General features: G+C 63.5%; 15 protein-coding genes and 1 pseudogene. 5 read left to right on the forward strand and 11 right to left on the reverse strand.

The features are described 5' to 3' along the window. The first annotated feature begins 105 nt into the window (after positions 1–105). Positions 106–1,416, forward strand: a complete 1,311-nt coding sequence (locus OKW44_RS13060) for an MFS transporter (RefSeq protein WP_018423968.1) — start codon at positions 106–108, stop codon at positions 1,414–1,416. A 193-nt stretch (positions 1,417–1,609) separates the two neighbouring features. On the opposite strand, the gene OKW44_RS13065 is transcribed toward OKW44_RS13060, so the two are convergent. The 3 genes from OKW44_RS13065 to OKW44_RS13075 all read right to left on the reverse strand — a co-directional run bounded on the left by OKW44_RS13065 (position 1,610) and on the right by OKW44_RS13075 (position 3,502). Continuing rightward, positions 1,610–1,873 (reverse strand): hypothetical protein, encoded by a 264-nt coding sequence (locus OKW44_RS13065; RefSeq protein WP_018423967.1) that lies wholly within the window; start codon positions 1,871–1,873, stop codon positions 1,610–1,612. Positions 1,874–2,007: 134 nt separating this feature from the next. Further along, entirely contained in the window at positions 2,008–2,403 is a 396-nt protein-coding gene (locus tag OKW44_RS13070) for a hypothetical protein (protein ID WP_018423966.1), read from the reverse strand. A 58-nt stretch (positions 2,404–2,461) separates the two neighbouring features. Beyond that, on the reverse strand, positions 2,462–3,502 hold the full coding sequence (locus OKW44_RS13075) for a hypothetical protein (RefSeq protein ID WP_018423965.1): 1,041 nt from the start codon (positions 3,500–3,502) through the stop codon (positions 2,462–2,464). Between the two features lie 267 nt (positions 3,503–3,769). On the opposite strand from OKW44_RS13075, the pseudogene OKW44_RS13080 reads away from it, so the two are divergent. After that, positions 3,770–5,190 (forward strand): annotated as a pseudogene (locus tag OKW44_RS13080) (ShlB/FhaC/HecB family hemolysin secretion/activation protein); the annotation flags it as partial. Between the two features lie 369 nt (positions 5,191–5,559). Here the strand turns inward: OKW44_RS13080 and OKW44_RS13085 are convergent. The 3 genes from OKW44_RS13085 to OKW44_RS13095 all read right to left on the reverse strand — a co-directional run bounded on the left by OKW44_RS13085 (position 5,560) and on the right by OKW44_RS13095 (position 8,212). Next, positions 5,560–6,165, reverse strand: coding sequence for a hypothetical protein (locus tag OKW44_RS13085; protein WP_026226438.1), 606 nt, complete (start codon positions 6,163–6,165; stop codon positions 5,560–5,562). A gap of 405 nt (positions 6,166–6,570) precedes the next feature. Next, positions 6,571–7,185: a hypothetical protein gene (locus OKW44_RS13090; RefSeq protein ID WP_018423960.1), complete on the reverse strand. Its 615-nt coding sequence runs from the start codon at positions 7,183–7,185 to the stop codon at positions 6,571–6,573. 7 nt (positions 7,186–7,192) lie between these two features. Next, positions 7,193–8,212 carry an AraC family transcriptional regulator gene (locus OKW44_RS13095; RefSeq protein WP_018423959.1) on the reverse strand — a complete coding sequence of 340 codons (1,020 nt, stop codon included), beginning with the start codon at positions 8,210–8,212 and terminating at the stop codon, positions 7,193–7,195. A 233-nt stretch (positions 8,213–8,445) separates the two neighbouring features. On the opposite strand from OKW44_RS13095, the gene OKW44_RS13100 reads away from it, so the two are divergent. Further along, the gene (locus OKW44_RS13100) at positions 8,446–10,704 is read left to right on the forward strand and encodes a beta-glucosidase (RefSeq protein ID WP_018423958.1); all 2,259 of its coding nucleotides are present in this window, start codon (positions 8,446–8,448) and stop codon (positions 10,702–10,704) included. An 80-nt stretch (positions 10,705–10,784) separates the two neighbouring features. On the opposite strand, the gene OKW44_RS13105 is transcribed toward OKW44_RS13100, so the two are convergent. After that, positions 10,785–11,189: a DUF3224 domain-containing protein gene (locus OKW44_RS13105; RefSeq protein ID WP_018423957.1), complete on the reverse strand. Its 405-nt coding sequence runs from the start codon at positions 11,187–11,189 to the stop codon at positions 10,785–10,787. Between the two features lie 83 nt (positions 11,190–11,272). Next, entirely contained in the window at positions 11,273–12,223 is a 951-nt protein-coding gene (locus OKW44_RS13110) for a LysR family transcriptional regulator (protein ID WP_018423956.1), read from the reverse strand. Positions 12,224–12,305: 82 nt separating this feature from the next. On the opposite strand from OKW44_RS13110, the gene OKW44_RS13115 reads away from it, so the two are divergent. Then, positions 12,306–13,025, forward strand: a complete 720-nt coding sequence (locus OKW44_RS13115) for an SDR family oxidoreductase (RefSeq protein ID WP_018423955.1) — start codon at positions 12,306–12,308, stop codon at positions 13,023–13,025. A 23-nt stretch (positions 13,026–13,048) separates the two neighbouring features. Here the strand turns inward: OKW44_RS13115 and OKW44_RS13120 are convergent, their stop codons facing one another. The 3 genes from OKW44_RS13120 to OKW44_RS13130 all read right to left on the reverse strand — a co-directional run bounded on the left by OKW44_RS13120 (position 13,049) and on the right by OKW44_RS13130 (position 16,246). Further along, a complete protein-coding gene (locus OKW44_RS13120; RefSeq protein WP_018423954.1) occupies positions 13,049–14,458 on the reverse strand; it encodes a DHA2 family efflux MFS transporter permease subunit in 1,410 nt (469 codons plus the stop codon). Between the two features lie 55 nt (positions 14,459–14,513). Beyond that, positions 14,514–15,776 (reverse strand): multidrug effflux MFS transporter, encoded by a 1,263-nt coding sequence (locus tag OKW44_RS13125; protein ID WP_018423953.1) that lies wholly within the window; start codon positions 15,774–15,776, stop codon positions 14,514–14,516. A 185-nt stretch (positions 15,777–15,961) separates the two neighbouring features. Continuing rightward, a complete protein-coding gene (locus OKW44_RS13130) occupies positions 15,962–16,246 on the reverse strand; it encodes a hypothetical protein (RefSeq protein ID WP_239499232.1) in 285 nt (94 codons plus the stop codon). A 133-nt stretch (positions 16,247–16,379) separates the two neighbouring features. On the opposite strand from OKW44_RS13130, the gene OKW44_RS13135 reads away from it, so the two are divergent. Beyond that, entirely contained in the window at positions 16,380–17,264 is an 885-nt protein-coding gene (locus OKW44_RS13135; RefSeq protein ID WP_018423951.1) for a LysR family transcriptional regulator, read from the forward strand.

Consider the following 17,264-nt stretch of genomic DNA (forward strand, 5'->3'; position numbering starts at 1 on the left):
GCCACGACGTGGCCGGCACACAACCTTGACTCGATTAGCTCGGCCCAACGTCGGCCGGCGCGAGGCTCGCGCGCGGTCAACAGCCGCGCGCCGCAGGAGGAGACAATGACTTCGGAACTCGAAAGCCGGGTGTCCCGCAAGCTGATGCTGCGGATCATCCCGTTCGTCATGCTGTTGTACTTCGTGAGCTTTCTCGATCGCGTGAATGTGGGTTTTGCCGCGTTGTCGATGAACAAGGCGATTGGTCTTTCGCCGACCGCGTTCGGTCTCGGCGGCGGGCTCTTTTTCATCGGCTATTTTCTGTTCGAAGTGCCGTCGAACCTGATTCTGCACAAGGTCGGCGCGCGGCTCTGGATTGCTCGCGTGATGGTGTCGTGGGGGCTCGTGTCGCTCGCGTCGGCGTTCGTCGTCGGGCCGACCAGTTTCTACGCGCTGCGCTTCATTCTCGGCGTCGCGGAAGCGGGCTTCTTTCCCGGCATCATCCTGTACCTGAGCCTGTGGTTTCCGGCGCGGCAGCGTGCGGTCGCGGCGGCATGGTTCATGGCCGCCGCGCCGATCTCGACTGCGATCGGCTCGCCGATTTCCGGCGCGATCATGAAGCTGCCACCCATTGCCGGACTTGCCGACTGGCAATTGCTATACATACTGGAAGCCTTGCCCGCGATCATCCTCGGCTTCTTCGTGCTCAAGTATCTGACCGACAAACCCGCGCAAGCCGAATGGTTGCAGCCCGAAGAACGCGACTGGCTGATCGCGAAGCTGAAGCTCGAAGCCGACGCCCGGCACGCGCACGCGGGCCACACGGCCGGCGCGCTCAGCGCGTTGCGCGATCCGCGCGTGCTCGCGCTCGCGCTGATCTATTTCGGCACCTCGGCGGGACTTTATACGCTCGGCTTGTGGGCGCCGCTGATCATCCGCCAATACGGTTTCGGCACATTCGAAACCGGGCTGCTGGCCGGTGTGCCGAGCGTGCTCGCGGTGATCGCGATGGTGCTATGGGCGAAGCACTCGGATCGCACCGACGAACGTACGTGGCATGTCGTGATTCCGTGCGCGCTTGCGTGCGTCGGCTTCGTGTTCGCCGGTAATGCGACTACTGCGTTGATGATCGTGCTTGCGCTCGTGGTCGTGAACGTCGGAATCAGTGCCGCGAAGGCGCCGCTGTGGGCGATGCCGAGCATGTTCCTGTCGGGTGCCGGGGCGGCGGCGGGCATTGCCATGATCAACTCGATCGGCAATCTCGGCGGCTTCGTCGGGCCGTTTGCGATCGGCTGGCTCAAGCAAGTAACGGGCGGCTATACGGCGGGGCTTTACGTGGTCGGGGCGACGTTGGCGGTGTCGGCGGTCGTGACGCTGATGTTGAGCCGACAGACGAAGCATGCGCCGGTCGCAGTGGGCGAACGGCCGGGGCATTGAGCGAAGCACCGATGAAGCGAGCGCGCCGCCGGTTGAAAAGCCGGCGGCAACCGCGAATTCATCTGATACGTCAGTACCCGACTACCGGAAGCCGTAGACGCGCCGATAGCGATCAACGATAAAAAGGTGGCGGCAAGGACATAGGCGCGCCATGCGGCCATGGGCTGCCGGTTAGGTCTGCATTCGTTGCTCGTCATGCTGCGTGATGTTTCGGCCGCGCGGCGTCGCAGCGTTGATCAATTGTGGCGCGCACGATCGGATTGGCGAGCGCCTCATCCCACTCGCCGCGATCCACACGCCTGAGAACGGCCTCGCCGACGAGCAGCACCTTGCGCTCGCGGTCGGCCTTCGTCTGCTTGTGCGCCTGGCGGCGCGCTTTGTCAGCGACCTTGCGGGCCTGCTTCAGTTCGTCGAGCTTCCTGTCGGTCGCGGTAATGCGGCTTTTCAGCAGAGACATTGGCTACTCCTTCGTATCGGTCAATGTGTGACGGCATCGAAGCGGTTTCGGACCCGGCCGGCGGCGCGCTTGATCTTTAGAAGCGGGATTTCCCCGGTTCGAAGCAGCGCCGCCCTCTCGCGACGCGAGGGAGGTCAACCAATCTCCTGAATCCCGTGGCACACCGCGACGACTTCCGCACCGACGGACGGCTCCAGTACGAACAGGACGGACTTTTTTGCAGCAATGGCTGCATCGATTGTCTGCGCCTTCTCGTCCGTCATCGCTGCGCGATAGTCGTGCTGGCTGTTTGCCCAATTTACATAGGCGCGAATCTCATCGGGCGCGAACGCATGCGACGGCGAAATGAGCAGGCGCGACACTACATTCTGCTGGCAGAAATCGTTGATACGTACGGCCGAGACTCCGGAGAACAATAGTTTCGGCACAGCGCCGTCTGCGCATTCGAAACTGAGCAGCAGAGAGGAATCCGTGCGCGAGTATGCGCAGCCGACCAGCTCGGCGTCGTGATAGCTATGTCTGGTTTTCATGAGTGGCAAAGGTAGGAAAGGGTGTGATCGCTTGCAGGATGGTCGGCTGGGGCAGTTTTTAGGGTAGCGGCGAAACCCGCACCCCCGGCCCGCGAATGGGAAAGGGGCCGCCCGCGTCCTCCCAATTGTGGGCATGTGGGATGCCTTGCCCGTGGTCGTGGTCGAAATCAAAATCAACGACTGGAAAACCGTCTTGCCCGTACATCCGCATTTGGCCGCTGCCGGGGTTCGTGTACCAGCTGCCGGCCGCGCCCTTGTTAGGCGTCAGGTTGCCCGCAAGATCGAAGGAATCACCGGACACAGCGTCGTCGCCGTACTCGAACGGATGCGCACCGCTGAACGGCGTCGATGTACCCTCGGCCGATTCAGCGAACCCCTCGGCCACACCGTCACCTTCGCCCATGTCCGCGTTGCCGCCGACAAGTGCACCGGCCACGGCCTCGACTACCCCAAGCAGGGCGCCGCCGCTGCTACTGCCGCCCATCGCAGCGCGCGCGGCGACCAGTCGCGATTCCCACGTGGTCGGATCGTACGGGCCTGACAGGACCGGCTCGCCGTTGAATGAGGTGATGCCGGGCGGGAACAGATTGGGTGAGCGGCTCCAGTAGGTTCCACCTCCACCCCCTGATGACGGCCAGCGCAGCGGTGCAGGGGTGGGGCTGTACACATGCCCCAGCGCGGAACGCCGGTCACGGTGGACCACCGGGACGAGCCGCCCATCTTTCACCGCCTGCCTGAGAACGCGCTCGATACTCGCGTTGTCGGTCGGCAGGTTCCAGTGCGCGAGACCCAGCGCATCCCTGACATAGGTCTGGATTTCGCGTAGAGCCTGACCGCCCGTGATCGTTCGCAGATCCCAGCGTGACCGGAAATACCGGTCGAAGTCTTTCCGGTCCTGTTCAAGCTGCCTGCGCGCGTCTTCTTCTTCGTCCCGCCTGTCATCCCTCATGAACGACGACCAGCCTCGCGAGCGGCTGCTATCTCGATCCCAAAACAGGCTGCTGCGCCGTTCTCGCTCCATGCTGTGATACTGGCTGGCCGCATGCAGCGTGCACTGCCAGCTGCACTCCAGCGGAATTTCTAGCGTGTTCCAGGGCATACGATGGTCTCTATCCGTGTGACGGCGTAAACCTAGCAGATCATCGGAAGGCTATGTTTTCGGGATATGTGCTGAAACTCGAGCTGGACGAGTGAGTTTGCGAGGCGCCTCGGCGTTGCGATGCTTAACCTGATCGCCTTTGGAACGTCAGAAATCAAGCAGTACATAAGCGCTACGCAGAAGCCCATTCAGCCCTAGCGTGCCTTCGCCAGTTCGGGCTGTCGGGCCTGCACGCGCTCCTGGGCGACCGTGTTCGGGAACGGCAGACGCTTCGCCTTCGCGCGCGAATGGCTCGACCATTACACGGGCCAATGCGTCGGCAAGGCGGGACTCGACACACTCTCCAAAGGATTGCAGCAGATTATCCTCGGTCGCGGCTATATCACCACGCGCGTGCTGTCACCCGAACAGGACCTGTCCAGCGGCATGCTGAAGTTTGCACTGGTGCCGGGCGTGGTGCGCGCGATCCGCTTTGCCGATCCGTCCATGCGCGGCACATGGAAATCCGCTTTCCCGGCGCGCGATGGTGACATGCTGAACTGCGCGATCTGGAACAGGGACTTGAACAGATGAAGCGCGTCAGCAGTCAGGACGTGGACATGAAAATCGAGCCAGCTGACGTACCCGGGGAAAGCGTTGTTGTCGTTACGGTAAAGCGCACGAAGCCGTGGACTGCGGTCGCCTCGGTGGACAATTCGGGCACACGCGCGACGGGCAGGCTGCAAGGCAACCTGAGCCTTGGCATCGACATCCCGCTCGGCCTGAACGATATCTTCAACGTGGCGTTAGCCAGGACCTCGAATTCGGTGACAGGCGGCTTGGCTCGCATGGATGGAACGGCTCCTACTCGATCCCCTGGGGCTACTGGACAGGGACGCTGTCGGGCTACACGAACACCTACTATCAGCAGATAGCAGGCGCGAACACAACTTTCGTATCCAGCGGCAATTCGCAGACAGTTGATTTCAAACTACAGCGTGTCCTCATGCGCAGTCGGAATGACGTGCTCGGCACGCAGTTCGGCCTGACGAAGCGCTTCGGCGAAAGCTTTATTGAGGACACGGATATCCCGCAGCAGCGACGCAACAACACGTTCGTCGAAGCCGGGCTGACCGACCGGCATTACTTTGGCGCGTCGCAGTTCGACGGCACGCTCGGCTTATCGTCAGGGCGTCGGCGGCCTCGGGGCGACACCTTACTTTTACGCGAGCGGTCCGACCTACCGCTTTCACATGGCCGTACTCGATGCGAACCTGTCCGTCCCATTTGCCATTGCGACCCAGCTGCTGCGCTACGTGACAACCGTTCACGGGCAGTTCACCAATAACACGCTTAACTACATTGATGACCTGACCATTGGAAGCCGCTACACGGTGCGCGGCTTCGACGGCGAAACGATGCTGGCAGCCGAGCGCGGGTTTTTCTAGCGCAATGAACTGCAGCTACCTATCGGATCAACGGACCAATCACTCTATGCGGGCATCGACTACGGGCATGTGTTCGGGCCGAGCGCGGCTTTTCTCGTCGGGACGCAACTGGCGGGCGCGGTGATCGGCCTTCGCGGTAGCGCATCGGCGAAGGCTGGCGCGCTCGCTTATGACTTGTTCGCGGGTACACCGATCTACAAACCTTCGGGCTTTCCCACTGCTCGGGTCACTTTGGGTTTCCAGTTGACCGCGCAGTTCTGACCGGCAGTCCATTCGTTGTGCCCGGAAAAGACGGCATTTAACCTTTCTCAGGGCGCCGCCTGTCTTTAACGCCCGCCCCGCTGCGAGCGTCTTTTTCTCGTACGAAAAGACTGGCTTACTTGTGCTTTAGGCTGTCTGCCGAGAACGCCCGCCAGTTGCGCGGGCGTTCTCAGAGGCGGGGCAGACGGATTGCCGCCGCTCTCAGTGTGGAGTCGTCTGGCAGTCCATGTAGGTCCCAGCGGGTTGGGTCACGCAGGCTGAATATGTGGGGGCAGTCATCGAAATAACCTTCCAGGTTTGTTGACCAAAGGAGCCCAGTGAACAGACGAAATGGTTCAGCGTGAATTCATCCTATACGTCAGTACCCGACTACCGGAAGCCGTAGACCAGAACCTTCTTCCCTTCAAACGCCTCCTGTACACCTTGCACGCAATCCATCGGGCAGCTGTAGCCGTCGGGGGCCGACGCGGCCGACGGGATGCTCGCCCGATAAACGACGGATTCGACCTGCGTCCCGTCCGAAGTGACTACGATGTTCAGATCGGTCTCGACGCCGGCTGGCACGGGTCCTCCGGGGATATAGACGACCGACATCGTGCCGGTGCAATCGGAGTTCACCTTATAAGTACCTTTCTGGTGCGGATTGAACGTTGTCTGCCCACCTTTCGGCACGCCGTTGATGCTCCCGAAATCGGTGCGGGTAAATTTGCCGTTGCCGTCGAATGTCACGAGGGCGACGTCATCGAGGATCGACTGGGTGGCGAACGGATGCAGCACGTTGCTCGAATCCAGCAACCCAAGGATCACGCCGTGACCGATGAACCCAAAGGGTCCTTTTAGCGTTGCGTTCGAGCAAAGACCGCCGCCACCGCCACGGCCACGGTCGCCGTCATCACCACCGGCCTGCGCGGTGCCACTCAGCGACAGAAGTGCAACGGCTACAGCCGACCAAATGCTCAATTGGCGGGTCTTCATCTTCATCTCCTTGTCAGCGAATCAGGCGCGTGAAATCGCGCCGTGCAAGGGGTCTATCGGCTGCCGGATCAGGCGCCTGATTCAATCAAGCGAAAATAGTCGATGTGAAATGGCCGCGGCGATACCTGGTCGCCGTCGTGTGAGGGACCAGGGGCGGGCCAAAGTGGTGAATGGCGAAACGCTTTCACCAAGCAGTCGTATTTCGCTCGGTGTCGGCGGATACGTGCGGAAGGGATGCACGAAAGTCCGCGCAATGGTGACTTCGTGGGTCAGCCACGCCTGAAAGTCGCATAGCGAAAACCAGTGTAATCGATGCTACTTGCGGCGACCTGATGAATATCGGACAAAAGGGAGGCACATTCAGATCGCGCGCTGCGAATCGTCGCACTGTCTTTCGGGAGCCCCTCACCGAACCCTTTCCTCGGAATACGTTCGCACCCGTCGACGCAGCACCACCATCAGCAAACAAACTCCACTTGCCGCCACGATATTCACGGCCGGATAAAACGCCACGGCCACGCTCCATTTCGGCAGCGCAAGAATCGCGAGCGCGTATTTAAAAACACAGAGCGCAAAGTACAAAAGACTCTCACTCCACGGATCACGAATAGTCTTGCGAACCGTCGGCGCGAGGCCGACGAGTTCGATCAGCGTCACAAGACAGATCGACAACGTCGGATCATTGGTGAGTATCCAGAGCGGAATAGCCGACAAGGCAGCGGCAAGGCAAAGCCAATCAAAAGCGGTCCGCTGCCGTTCACCCCGAAAGACGCTCGATACGAGAACAAAGAAGCAGGTGGCCGCGATCGCCGCGGTACACCACGCCGAAGGACCCGCACCGGCGACGAACTGGCCGACAGCCGCGATCGCCGTGACGACCGACCAGATCAGCCACGTGAACAGATGAGGGCGTACGGTGCCGCGCCAGATCGCAAGTCCATAAGGCAGAAACGCGACTAGCGAAACGATCGCCCCCATGACGCCGAACAGTCGAGTCATGTCCCGATCGATGCTCATCATGGGTCGATCACGCCCGGCACCGTCCCCGATACCGCGCGGGCGGCGCTCCACACGCTCGCGTAAAAAACCGCGTAAACGCGGTCGTCGATGCAAAGCCGACCCGCTCGCTGATCTCGCTGATCGACATCGGCGTATGTGCGAGCAGCGTGCGTGCTTCGTCGACGCGCGTTTGCGTCAGCACCTCGCTGAAGGTTTTGCACTCCGCCGCGAGCTTGCGTTGCAACGTCCAGCGCGTCAGCGACAGCCGCTCGCAGACGATCGTCTGCAGGCTCTTCGGCTCGATCGCATCCACTTGCTCGCGCAGCACGTCACGCAGACATCGCTCGACCGTCGGTGAAAAGCGGCCCTGCTCGCGAATCCGCTGCAAGATTCCATGCGCGGCATGCATGTGAATCTTCGAGAGCGGCGCGTTGTAGACCTCGAACGCGCGATCCAGCGCGGACGACTGCAACACCATCCGATTGCACGCCTGATCGAGTTGAACGCGCACGCCCAACGTCCCGCTCAGCGCCGCGATCGCTCCGAGCCGCGCATCGGTGACACCCGCGTCGCGCACGCGCAGTCGCACGTCGTAGAGCTTTGCCACACCCGCTATCAGCGCGAAGTTGCCGAGCGCGCTCGATGCGTTGCGCCCTTCGCCCTCCGTCACGTATTCGAATGCGACTTCGTCGCCGTGCTCCTGCATGACGAGCCAGTCGACATTACCGATCAGGTCGCGGTACGTGATGTAATTGCGCAATGCATCGCGCAGCGTCGGGCAATTGCAGAGCACGCCCGCAAGCTCGGGGAAATACAGCAGACCATCGAGCACGCCGCCCTCGGGCGCGCCGCGCATCAGGCAGCTTTCCGCAAGCTGGAGCATCGCGACGTGCTTGTCGCCCGGCACTCGCGCATCGGCCGCGGCGATGTCGGCCTCGTCGATGCCGATATCGTGGGCCACTTTGGTGCGATCGAGGCCCTCACGCTCCGCCGCGTCGAGCAATCCTCGATAGATGCGCGCTGAAACGGACTTCTGACGCAAATCCATTTTGCCTCCTCCGGTCGAAACCTGTCTGCGGGTTTTCCTGACTCTTCATCGGTCAAGTGCTGCACCTATCGGTCAAGCGCGTTTCGGGCGCATCCCTAGAATTTCTTTCGGCGCATTACCACGAGCGCTTAGCGTAACAGGACGCGTCACGTGCCGGTAGCGCGTCGATACAACGTGACGCAATGCAAATCACATGACCGACAACGACAACACGGAGCGAGATGATGAGAAGGATGCTGACGATACCCTTTGCCGCAAGCGCCATCGCCTGCGGTGTCGCGCTGGTACTCGCCGCCTGCGGCAATGGCAGCAACATCAGTGACCCGCCGTTGCCGTCCGATCCCGATGCGCGCGCCGATGCGCGTGCCGCCGCGCTCGTCCAGAAGATGACGACCGCCGAAAAGATTCAGCTCGTGCACGGCGTGGGTATCCCCAACGCGGGACTCGGCGGTCCGTATCCGGCCGGCGTCAACGGAGCCGGCTACATTCCCGGCATCGCGCGGCTCGGCATTCCGGGCCTTGCAATGGCCGATTCGGCCGGCGGCGTCAATGTCGTCAACTCGAACGCGACGGCGCTGCCTGCGCCGGTGGCGCTCGCGGCAAGCTGGGACCCCACGCTGGCGAACGAATACGGCGCGCGTATCGCGACCGAACTGCGCGTGCTCGGTTATGGCGAAGGTCTCGGCGGCGGCGTCAATCTCGCGCGCGAACCACGCAATGGCCGCACCTTCGAGTACATGGGCGAAGATCCGGTACTGACCGGCACGCTGAGCGCCGCGCGCACGATCGGCACGCAGGCGCAGAACGTCATCGCGACGATCAAGCACTACGCAATGAACGATCAGGAAACGAACCGCATGACCAGCAACTCGGTCGTCGACGAACGTACGATGCGCGAAACCGAACTGCTCGCGTTCGAGCTCGGCGTCACGCAGGGAACGCCCGGCAACGTGATGTGTTCGTACAACCTGGTGAACGGCGTGTATGCGTGCGAAAACCCGTATCTGCTGACCACCGTGCTGAAGAACGAGTGGGGCTTCAAGGGCGTGGTGCAGTCGGACTGGACCGCCACGCATAGTACCGTCGCCTCGGCGCTGGCTGGCCTCGATGAAGAAGAGCCTGGCGATCTCGGCGGCGGAGCGTCGATTCCGGGCTTTACGCTGACGTCGTATTTCAACACCGCGCTGACGGGCGCAGTCAACGCCGGCAGCGTGCCGATGTCCCGACTCAACGACATGGTTCAGCGCAAGCTTCGCACGATGATTCGCTATGGCGTCTTCGATTCGCCGCCAACCACCGGAGGAAGCGTCGATCAAACCGCGGGCAATGCGCTCGCGTTGCAGGTCGCGCAGCAATCGTCGGTCTTGCTGAAGAACGCGGTGGCGAGCGGCGATTCGCAACCGGTGCTGCCGCTGAACGCGGCGGGGCTGTCGTCGATCGTGGTGATCGGCGGCCACGCGGATGCGGGCGTGCTGTCGGGCGGCGGCTCGGGCGCGGTGCCGGCGGCCGCGGGCAACGCGGTCTCCGGTTGCGTGTCGCCGTCGCCGCTGTTGAGTACCTGCGCGACGTGGTACAAGTCGGCACCGCTGGCCGCAATCCAGGCGAAGGCGCCGAACGCGAGCGTGACCTTCGTCGACGGCACGAACGCGGCGGAAGCGGCGACCGCCGCCGCGAAGGCGGACGTGGCGATCGTGTTCGCGACGCAATGGGAAAGCGAGGGCGCGGATTTGCCGAGCCTGAGCCTGCCGAGCAATACGACCGACACCTATAACCAGAGCTACGATCAGAACGCGCTGATCAGCGCGGTCGCGGCGCAAGCGAAGCGCGTGATCGTCGTGCTCGAGAACGGCAGCCCGGTCCTGATGCCGTGGCTATCCAACGTGCACGGCGTGCTCGAAGCGTGGTATCCGGGCGTGCAGGGCGGCCAGGCGATTGCCGATCTGCTGTTCGGCGCCGTGAACCCGTCCGGCAAATTGCCGATCACCTTCCCGATGCAGGACGCGGATCTTCCGCAACCGACGATCTCGGCCACCGATACCACCGTTACCTACAGCGAAGGCCTCTTCATGGGTTATCGCTGGTATGACGGCAAGCAGATCGCGCCGCTGTTCCCGTTCGGTTATGGGCTGTCCTATACGAGCTACAGCTACTCGGGCCTCAACGCGCAAGTGGATGCGAGCGGCAACGTGAGCGTGACCTTTACCGTCAAGAATACCGGCTCGCGCGCGGGCGCGGAAATCGCCGAAGTTTATGCCGCGTTGCCGAGCGGTCTGGGCGAGCCGCCGAAGCGTCTGGTCGGCTGGCAAAAGGTCGCGCTGCAGGCGGGGCAGTCGCAGCAGGTCAGCGTATCGATTGCGCCGAAGCTGCTGTCGACGTGGGACGCGACCAACCACGTGTGGAAGCTCAACGGCGGCGTCTATCAGATGATCGCGGGGGCTTCTTCGCGCGATCCGAATGCGTTGACGGCGTCGGTGACGATCGCGGGGCATTGAGCGCTGAGGTTTTGAACTGGAAAGGCTGGTAGCGGGGTACGGGGTCGAGCGCCGTATCCCGCCGGCACGCGTTCGGCATGTTAGTCGCCAGGCAGACGATAAGCGAACTCGTACGAATGCGCGCCGTCGACGATGTCGATCTTGAACTCGCCTTCAATGCCGCTCAGCTCGCCCGTGCCTGAATCCGGCACGACCGTCACCGCCAGCGCCGCAGCGCCGCGATTCATCACGCCGATATGCTGCAGCACGAACGTGCCCTGCTTGCCCGCCAGCGTGCCAGTTACCTGTTCGAGCGCGACGTAGCCGGCCGAGCCTTTGACGTTCGTCATCGCGCTCAGCATTTGCCCTTGGGTGGTCGCGGCGAGATCGCCGGAGATCTGCTTGTCGATCGACATGCGGCCGAGCTTCGATTCGGCCTCCGCGTTTTCGAACGGCATCGGTTGAAGGGAGACGATGAAGGTGCCTTTTGCGACGTGGTGAGTCATCGGAATTTCCTCCTGGCTTGAACGGGCGACGGCGAAGCGGCGAAACGAACCGTGACGCTTCCGAACCGTAGCACACGTCGCTGTCAGGGCGCTGCACGCGCAGTACTGTCAGCCGTGCCGAACGCGTCCGCGAACTCGCGCTTCAACCACGCGAGCGCCGGGTCCTGGTCGTGCGCCGCGGCCCACATCAGCGAAACCTCGTAGCCCGGCACTTCGAATGGCAGCGGACTCAGCGCGAGACCGAGCGTATCGCGCCAGACGCGGCCGATGAACTCCGGCACCGTCGCGATCGCCGCCGTGCGTTGCACGATGAACGGACTGGTCGCGAAGTTCGAGCTCGAAAACACGACGTCGCGCTTCAGTCCCTGCATCTCGAGTCGTTCATCGATGAAGCCGCGCAGCTCGGCGCTGAACGAAGTCAGCACATGGCGGTGGCGCAGAAACTCGTCCATCGACAGATGCTTGCGGCGCGTCCTGACGAGCCGGGGGTTGTAGACGCTGACGAAGCGCCATGAAAACAGCGGCGTGAGTCGCTGCCACGGCACGCATTCGCGGAATACGCCGACCGCGAGTTCGATCGCGCCATCGTCGAGCATCGCGGCGGCGCGCGTCGAATCTGTGGAGCGCGCGATCAGCTTCACGCCGGGTGCGGTGTCGGCGAGGCGCGCAATGATCTCCGGCATCAGCAGCAGTTCGAGCGAATCGCTGAGGCCGATGCGGAACACCCGCTGCGCGCGGGCCGGATCGAAGACGGACGGCTGCGTGAGCGCCTGATGCAGCGATTGCAGGAACGGCTCGATCTGCCGCGCGAGTTCGAGCGCGCGCGGCGTCGGCGTCATGCCTTGCGGCGTGCGCACGAACAACTCGTCGCCGAACGTCTCGCGCAAGCGCTTCAGCGCGCCGCTGACGGCCGGTTGCCCAAGAAACAGCCGCTGCGCGGCACGCGTGACGCTGCGCTCTTCCAGCAGCGCGCGGAAGGTCAGCAGCAGGTTCAGGTCGAAGCGCCGAAAATCATTTTCAATGATGTTGGCCATGACATTAAACGATTTGAGTGATGGGCTCACACCGCGCATTCTACTGCCACGGGGTCTTCCGTTCACACTCAGGAGCAATGACATGGACTGGCAAAATCAGAAGGTCGTGGTGCTAGGTGGCTCGTCGGGCATTGGGCTCGCGATGGTGAAGCGGCTCGTGGCGGCTGGCGCGAGCGTCGTCGCTGTGGGGCGCGACCGCGCCAAACTGGACGATGCGCTGATTGGCATCGGTGGACAGGTGACGAGCGAGGCGCTCGATTGCGCCGATCGCGCGGCGCTCGGACACTTCTTCGGCGGGCTCGGCCGGATCGATCATCTGGTGATGACGCTGTCGGGCGGCGAAGGCGCGGGGCCGTTTGCCGAACTGGATCTGGCCGCGCTGCGGCGTGGCTTCGAGGCCAAGTTCTGGCCGCAGCTCGAAGCCGCGCAGACCGCGCTACCCACGCTGCGTCGCGACGGCAGCGTGACATTTCTGACCGCGATTTCGGCGCGCATCGCGAATCCGGGCACGGCAGGTCTGGGTGCGATCAACGGCGCGCTCGAAAGCATGATCGGCACGCTGGCGCGCGAGCTTGCGCCGCTGCGCGTGAACGCGGTGTCGCCGGGTGTGATCGATACGCCGTGGTGGGACAGATTTCCCGCGAGCGTGAAGAGTGAGCTGTTTCGGCAGCAAAGCGAAACGTTGCCGGTGCGGCGCGTCGGGCAGGCCGACGATGTCGCGCACGCGCTGCAGTTTCTGCTGGAGAACACGTTTATGACGGGGGCGGTGATCGAGTGTGATGGCGGCTTGCGGCTACTGTGAAGCACGGGTGCGGGAATGCGTGGTCAGGCGTTCTTCGTCCGCTGCACGCGATCCGGCAGAAACATCGCCGCCGCGAAGCACAACAAATGCAGCCCGGCCAGCGCCACGAACGTCGGCAGAAATCGGCCGGGCTGTGCACCCGAAACACCGTGCAACGTCGACGCTATCACCATCGAAAGCAGCGTCGTCGCGAACGGACCGCCCACTCTCTGCGCGATGTTCAACGCAGTATTCGCAACCGCGAGCCTTTCTCTCTCGATGGACGAATACGCGGCCGAGATCGACGGCACGCTGATCGTCCCCTGACCGACGCCCGCAAAGAACAGACCGACCGCGGCCCATCCGGTGGAGAACGAATCAACGCTCAGCCACAGAAACACGAGCGTGCTCAGAAACGCCAGCAGTGCGCCGCCCGCCGCGAGCGCGCGGCAGCCGAGCCGCTCGGTCAACCATCCGAGCATCGGAAACGAGCACATCATGCCGACGCCGGTTGCCGCGAGCAGGCCGCCCGCGTGCGCGGCCGACAAACCGCAGCCCGCGATCAGAAAAAGCGGCACGGCGAGCTGCCGTCCATACATGATCCCGTTCGCGAAGAACTGCGCGAGTGCGGCGACCGAGAACGTACGTATCGCAAACATGCGCACGTCGATCAGCGCGGTATGGCCTTTGCGCGCCGCGTACAGCACGAAGCCGGCGAGAAACGCGACGCCCGCGAGCAGACACGCCAGGCCCACCGCTCCTGACGCGTCCTGAAGTCCATAGACAAGCGCGACGAGCACAGGGGAGATCAACGCAAAGCCGGTGAAATCGAACGGTCGCTTCTGCGACCCGGCGGCATCGCGCGGCAGCAGCAACACCGCCATCGCGACGCCGAAAGCGCCCACCGGAACATTGACGAAGAACAGCCAGGGCCAGCTCGCGTGCGCGAGCACGAGGCCGGCCAGCACCGGGCCGAGAATCGGACCGAGCAGAATCGGTATCGCGGTGTAGCCCATCACCCGCTCGAGGTTCTTGCCGGCCACGCGTCCGATCATCATTTGTGCCATCGGCACGAGCACACCGGCAACGAGGCCCTGCAAGATGCGCGCGCCGATCAGCCCGCCGATCGTCTGCGCCGCGCCGCACAGCATCGACGCTATCGTGAACGTCGAAAAGCAGAACAGGTACAGCCGCTTCGCGCCGATGCGGTCGACCAGCCAGCCGTTGAGCGGCAACATCAACGCCATCGCGAGCAGGTAGCCGCTGACGATCCACTGCGCGGTAGCGATCGACGCATCGAGCGTATGGCCGATCGCCGACAGCGACACGTTGACCAGCGTCGAGTCCATCTGCGACATGAACGAGCCGATCGACACGACCGCCGCGACTTTCCACACGGTCGGATCGATCCGCGTGGAAGCGGATGCGGAGGCGCGCTCGCGCATGCCGTTCATCGGTCCGCGTGTGTACAGATGAAGGTCTGGCGTTCGGTCGAGCTCATGTGCCGGCTCACGCAGCCTTGCCGCTTGCGGTCGCCGCGGCCGCAGGCTGTACCTGCTCAAGATGGCGCAGCAGCTTCGTCACCATCACGACGACGACGAACGCGAGGACCACGAAGAACAGCGCGAGCGGTGTGAGCACCTGCACCGACACGAAGCCGGCCAACCCCATCATCGCCGACGACACCAGCAGCAGCGCGCAGCCGAGAATCGCGCTCGTCAGACCCGCGATGTGCGGGAACAGCGAGTTGCCCTTCGCCATCAGCGTCGGATACATCGCGCCGGCGCAGAAGCCCATCACGAGCACAGGCGTCGCGAGCGTCCACACGCGCAGACCGACCGTCAGCGCGAGCAGCAGCATCGCAAGCGACGCGGCCGCCATCACCCGTGCGCCGATGCGCAGCCGCTGCTCGGCGCTCGGCAGACCCGGACCGTGCAGGCGATTCGACAGACCGCCAAGAAAGTACATCATGCCGATGCCGAGCGCGAGGTAGCCGAAGAAGGTCGGCGGCTTGTGCAGCGTGGTCTGCACCATGAACGGCCCGACGATGTTGAACACCAGCAGGATGCTGTAGCACAGGCCCTGCGCGAGGAAGCAGCTCTGGAACACGGGGCTCGCGAGCACTTTGCGCGCGTTCGCGGTCAGCGTGCGCGGTTCGAGATGGACGGGCTTCGGCAACGTCTCGCGATAACGCCACAGCAGCGCCCACATCACCAGCGAATAGATCAGCAGAAACACGAGGCTCGCGCGCCAGCCGAACGCGGTCTGCAGATGCGCGCCGATCACCGGCGCGACGATCGGCGCGAGCCCCCACGCGATTGCCATGTACGTGAACGCATGCAGCAAGGCCTGACCCGCGAACGAATCGGTGATGATCGCCTTCGCCAGCAGGTTCGTGCTCGCGATGCCGAAGCCCTGCAGTGCGCGGGCGAGGATGAACGTCTCGAGATTGGGCGCCGCGAGCGACAGCAGGCAGCCGACCGTGTAGACCGTCAGACCGAACGCGAGCACGCGCTTGCGGCCATACGCGTCGGCGATCGGACCGAAGATCAGCTGACCGAGCGCGTAGGCGGCCATGTAGCCGGTGACGCTGGTCTGGATCGCTTGTGGCGAGGTGCCGAAGTAGCGCGCCATCGCGGGCAGCGCGGGCACGTAGATGTCGATGGCGAGCTGTCCGGCGGAAGCGAACAGGCAGATCAGGAATAGCAGGAAGCGCGGCGAGTTCGGGGCGGAGTCGGCGGAAGCGGGGTGGTCGGCGGTGGCGTGGCTCATGGGTGCATCGAAAGGGAATACTGGCGGCGCGGGCATCATTGGGTTCGGATATCGAACGGAAAAGGCGAATGCCCGCGGCATTATCGCCGGGTATTGTGCCCGTGGTATGGCAGGAAGTGGGATAGTCCCTGGCGGGGGTGTGGGATGGCGCGGCCGACGGGCGCGCTATCCCGCCGCAACGAGGCTCATTTCGCGCAGTCCTCGATCGACCGCAGCAACGCGCCCTGGTCTGCCGGGTCCTGGAAGAACGCGACGAAGCTCGCATGCTCGTCGTTTGCGATGCGGCCGGAGCAGTCCTTGCCTTTGAGCGGGGGGCGCGACGCCGTCCAGATCATCGCCATCACGGCGAAAGCCAGCACGACGCCTGTAAAGACGAGCCCGAGCAGTAACGACCTGGCGTCGTCCGAGATTGCGTCTAGCCGATGCGAAGCCTCCCGCGGCTCGCGACTTCTGGTTGAAGATGAGTTCATGTTAACGGCCCGATGGTGAGCGTTGAAAAAACCAGCGCCACCATCTTCCGTCTGCACGTAAGATTGGAAAAGTTGAGTTTACTGACCACGCGATTCAGCTTTTCTGACCAATGCCATTCCGATTCCCATTCCGATGAGAGAAATCAGTCTCGACCGCCTGCGCACCCTTGTCGTCGTCGCCGACCTCGGCTCTTTCGCCGAGGCCGCTCGCGTTCTGCATCTCGCGCCGCCCACGGTCAGTCTTCATATCGCGGATCTCGAGAGCCGCGTCGGCGCGCCGCTGTTGTCGCGCAAACGCGGTCAGGTGCGGGCCTCGGCGATCGGCGAGACGCTGGTGGCCTATGCGCGGCAGATGCTGGCCAATGCCGAGCAGGCACTGGAGGACGTGCGGCGACAGGTGGAAGGGCTCGGCGGACGGGTTCGGCTCGGCGCTTCCACCGCGGCCATCGCGAATCTGCTGCCGCAGGCGTTGGAACGACTGGCCGCCGGGCATCCCGGCATCGATGTGCAAATCGCCGTGCTGACTTCGCAGGAAACGCTGACGCGACTCGCCGATGAGTCGCTCGACGTGGGCATCGTGGCGCTGCCGCAAGCGCCGCTACGAGGGCTATCGATCGAAACATGGCGCCGCGATCCGGTGGTCGCGTTCATGCCGGCCGGGTGGGCGTGTCCGGCTCGCATCACGCCGCGATGGATCGCCGCGAAACCGCTGATCCTGAACGACGCCACCACGCGGCTGTCCCGTTTGACGACGGAATGGTTCAGCGCGGCGGGGCAGCACCCCACGCCGCGCATCCAGCTCAACTACTCGGATGCGATCAAGAGTCTAGTGGCAGCGGGATACGGCGCCGCGCTGCTGCCGCAGGAAGCGAGCCGTGCGGCGACCGACGCGCGCATCGTCACACGTCCGCTGCGCCCGGCGTTATGGCGGCAGTTGGGCCTGGCCTTTCGCGCGGGTCCGGTGGAGAGTCCGACTCAGCATGTGCTCGACGTATTGCGGAGTTTGCGGTTGAGCTAG

This window comes from Paraburkholderia lebeckiae, from assembly GCF_050436325.1.
Classification (GTDB): domain Bacteria; phylum Pseudomonadota; class Gammaproteobacteria; order Burkholderiales; family Burkholderiaceae; genus Paraburkholderia; species Paraburkholderia tuberum.

What these genes read in the sequence shown, in the direction of transcription:
- OKW44_RS13060 (WP_018423968.1), top strand. Translation starts at nt 106, where the DNA reads ATGACTTCGGAACTCGAAAGCCGGGTGTCCCGCAAGCTGATGCTGCGG.
- OKW44_RS13065 (WP_018423967.1), bottom strand. Translation starts at nt 1,873, where the DNA reads ATGTCTCTGCTGAAAAGCCGCATTACCGCGACCGACAGGAAGCTCGAC.
- OKW44_RS13070 (WP_018423966.1), bottom strand. Translation starts at nt 2,403, where the DNA reads ATGAAAACCAGACATAGCTATCACGACGCCGAGCTGGTCGGCTGCGCA.
- OKW44_RS13075 (WP_018423965.1), bottom strand. Translation starts at nt 3,502, where the DNA reads ATGCCCTGGAACACGCTAGAAATTCCGCTGGAGTGCAGCTGGCAGTGC.
- OKW44_RS13085 (WP_026226438.1), bottom strand. Translation starts at nt 6,165, where the DNA reads ATGAAGACCCGCCAATTGAGCATTTGGTCGGCTGTAGCCGTTGCACTT.
- OKW44_RS13090 (WP_018423960.1), bottom strand. Translation starts at nt 7,185, where the DNA reads ATGATGAGCATCGATCGGGACATGACTCGACTGTTCGGCGTCATGGGG.
- OKW44_RS13095 (WP_018423959.1), bottom strand. Translation starts at nt 8,212, where the DNA reads ATGGATTTGCGTCAGAAGTCCGTTTCAGCGCGCATCTATCGAGGATTG.
- OKW44_RS13100 (WP_018423958.1), top strand. Translation starts at nt 8,446, where the DNA reads ATGCTGACGATACCCTTTGCCGCAAGCGCCATCGCCTGCGGTGTCGCG.
- OKW44_RS13105 (WP_018423957.1), bottom strand. Translation starts at nt 11,189, where the DNA reads ATGACTCACCACGTCGCAAAAGGCACCTTCATCGTCTCCCTTCAACCG.
- OKW44_RS13110 (WP_018423956.1), bottom strand. Translation starts at nt 12,223, where the DNA reads ATGGCCAACATCATTGAAAATGATTTTCGGCGCTTCGACCTGAACCTG.
- OKW44_RS13115 (WP_018423955.1), top strand. Translation starts at nt 12,306, where the DNA reads ATGGACTGGCAAAATCAGAAGGTCGTGGTGCTAGGTGGCTCGTCGGGC.
- OKW44_RS13120 (WP_018423954.1), bottom strand. Translation starts at nt 14,458, where the DNA reads ATGAACGGCATGCGCGAGCGCGCCTCCGCATCCGCTTCCACGCGGATC.
- OKW44_RS13125 (WP_018423953.1), bottom strand. Translation starts at nt 15,776, where the DNA reads ATGAGCCACGCCACCGCCGACCACCCCGCTTCCGCCGACTCCGCCCCG.
- OKW44_RS13130 (WP_239499232.1), bottom strand. Translation starts at nt 16,246, where the DNA reads ATGAACTCATCTTCAACCAGAAGTCGCGAGCCGCGGGAGGCTTCGCAT.
- OKW44_RS13135 (WP_018423951.1), top strand. Translation starts at nt 16,380, where the DNA reads ATGAGAGAAATCAGTCTCGACCGCCTGCGCACCCTTGTCGTCGTCGCC.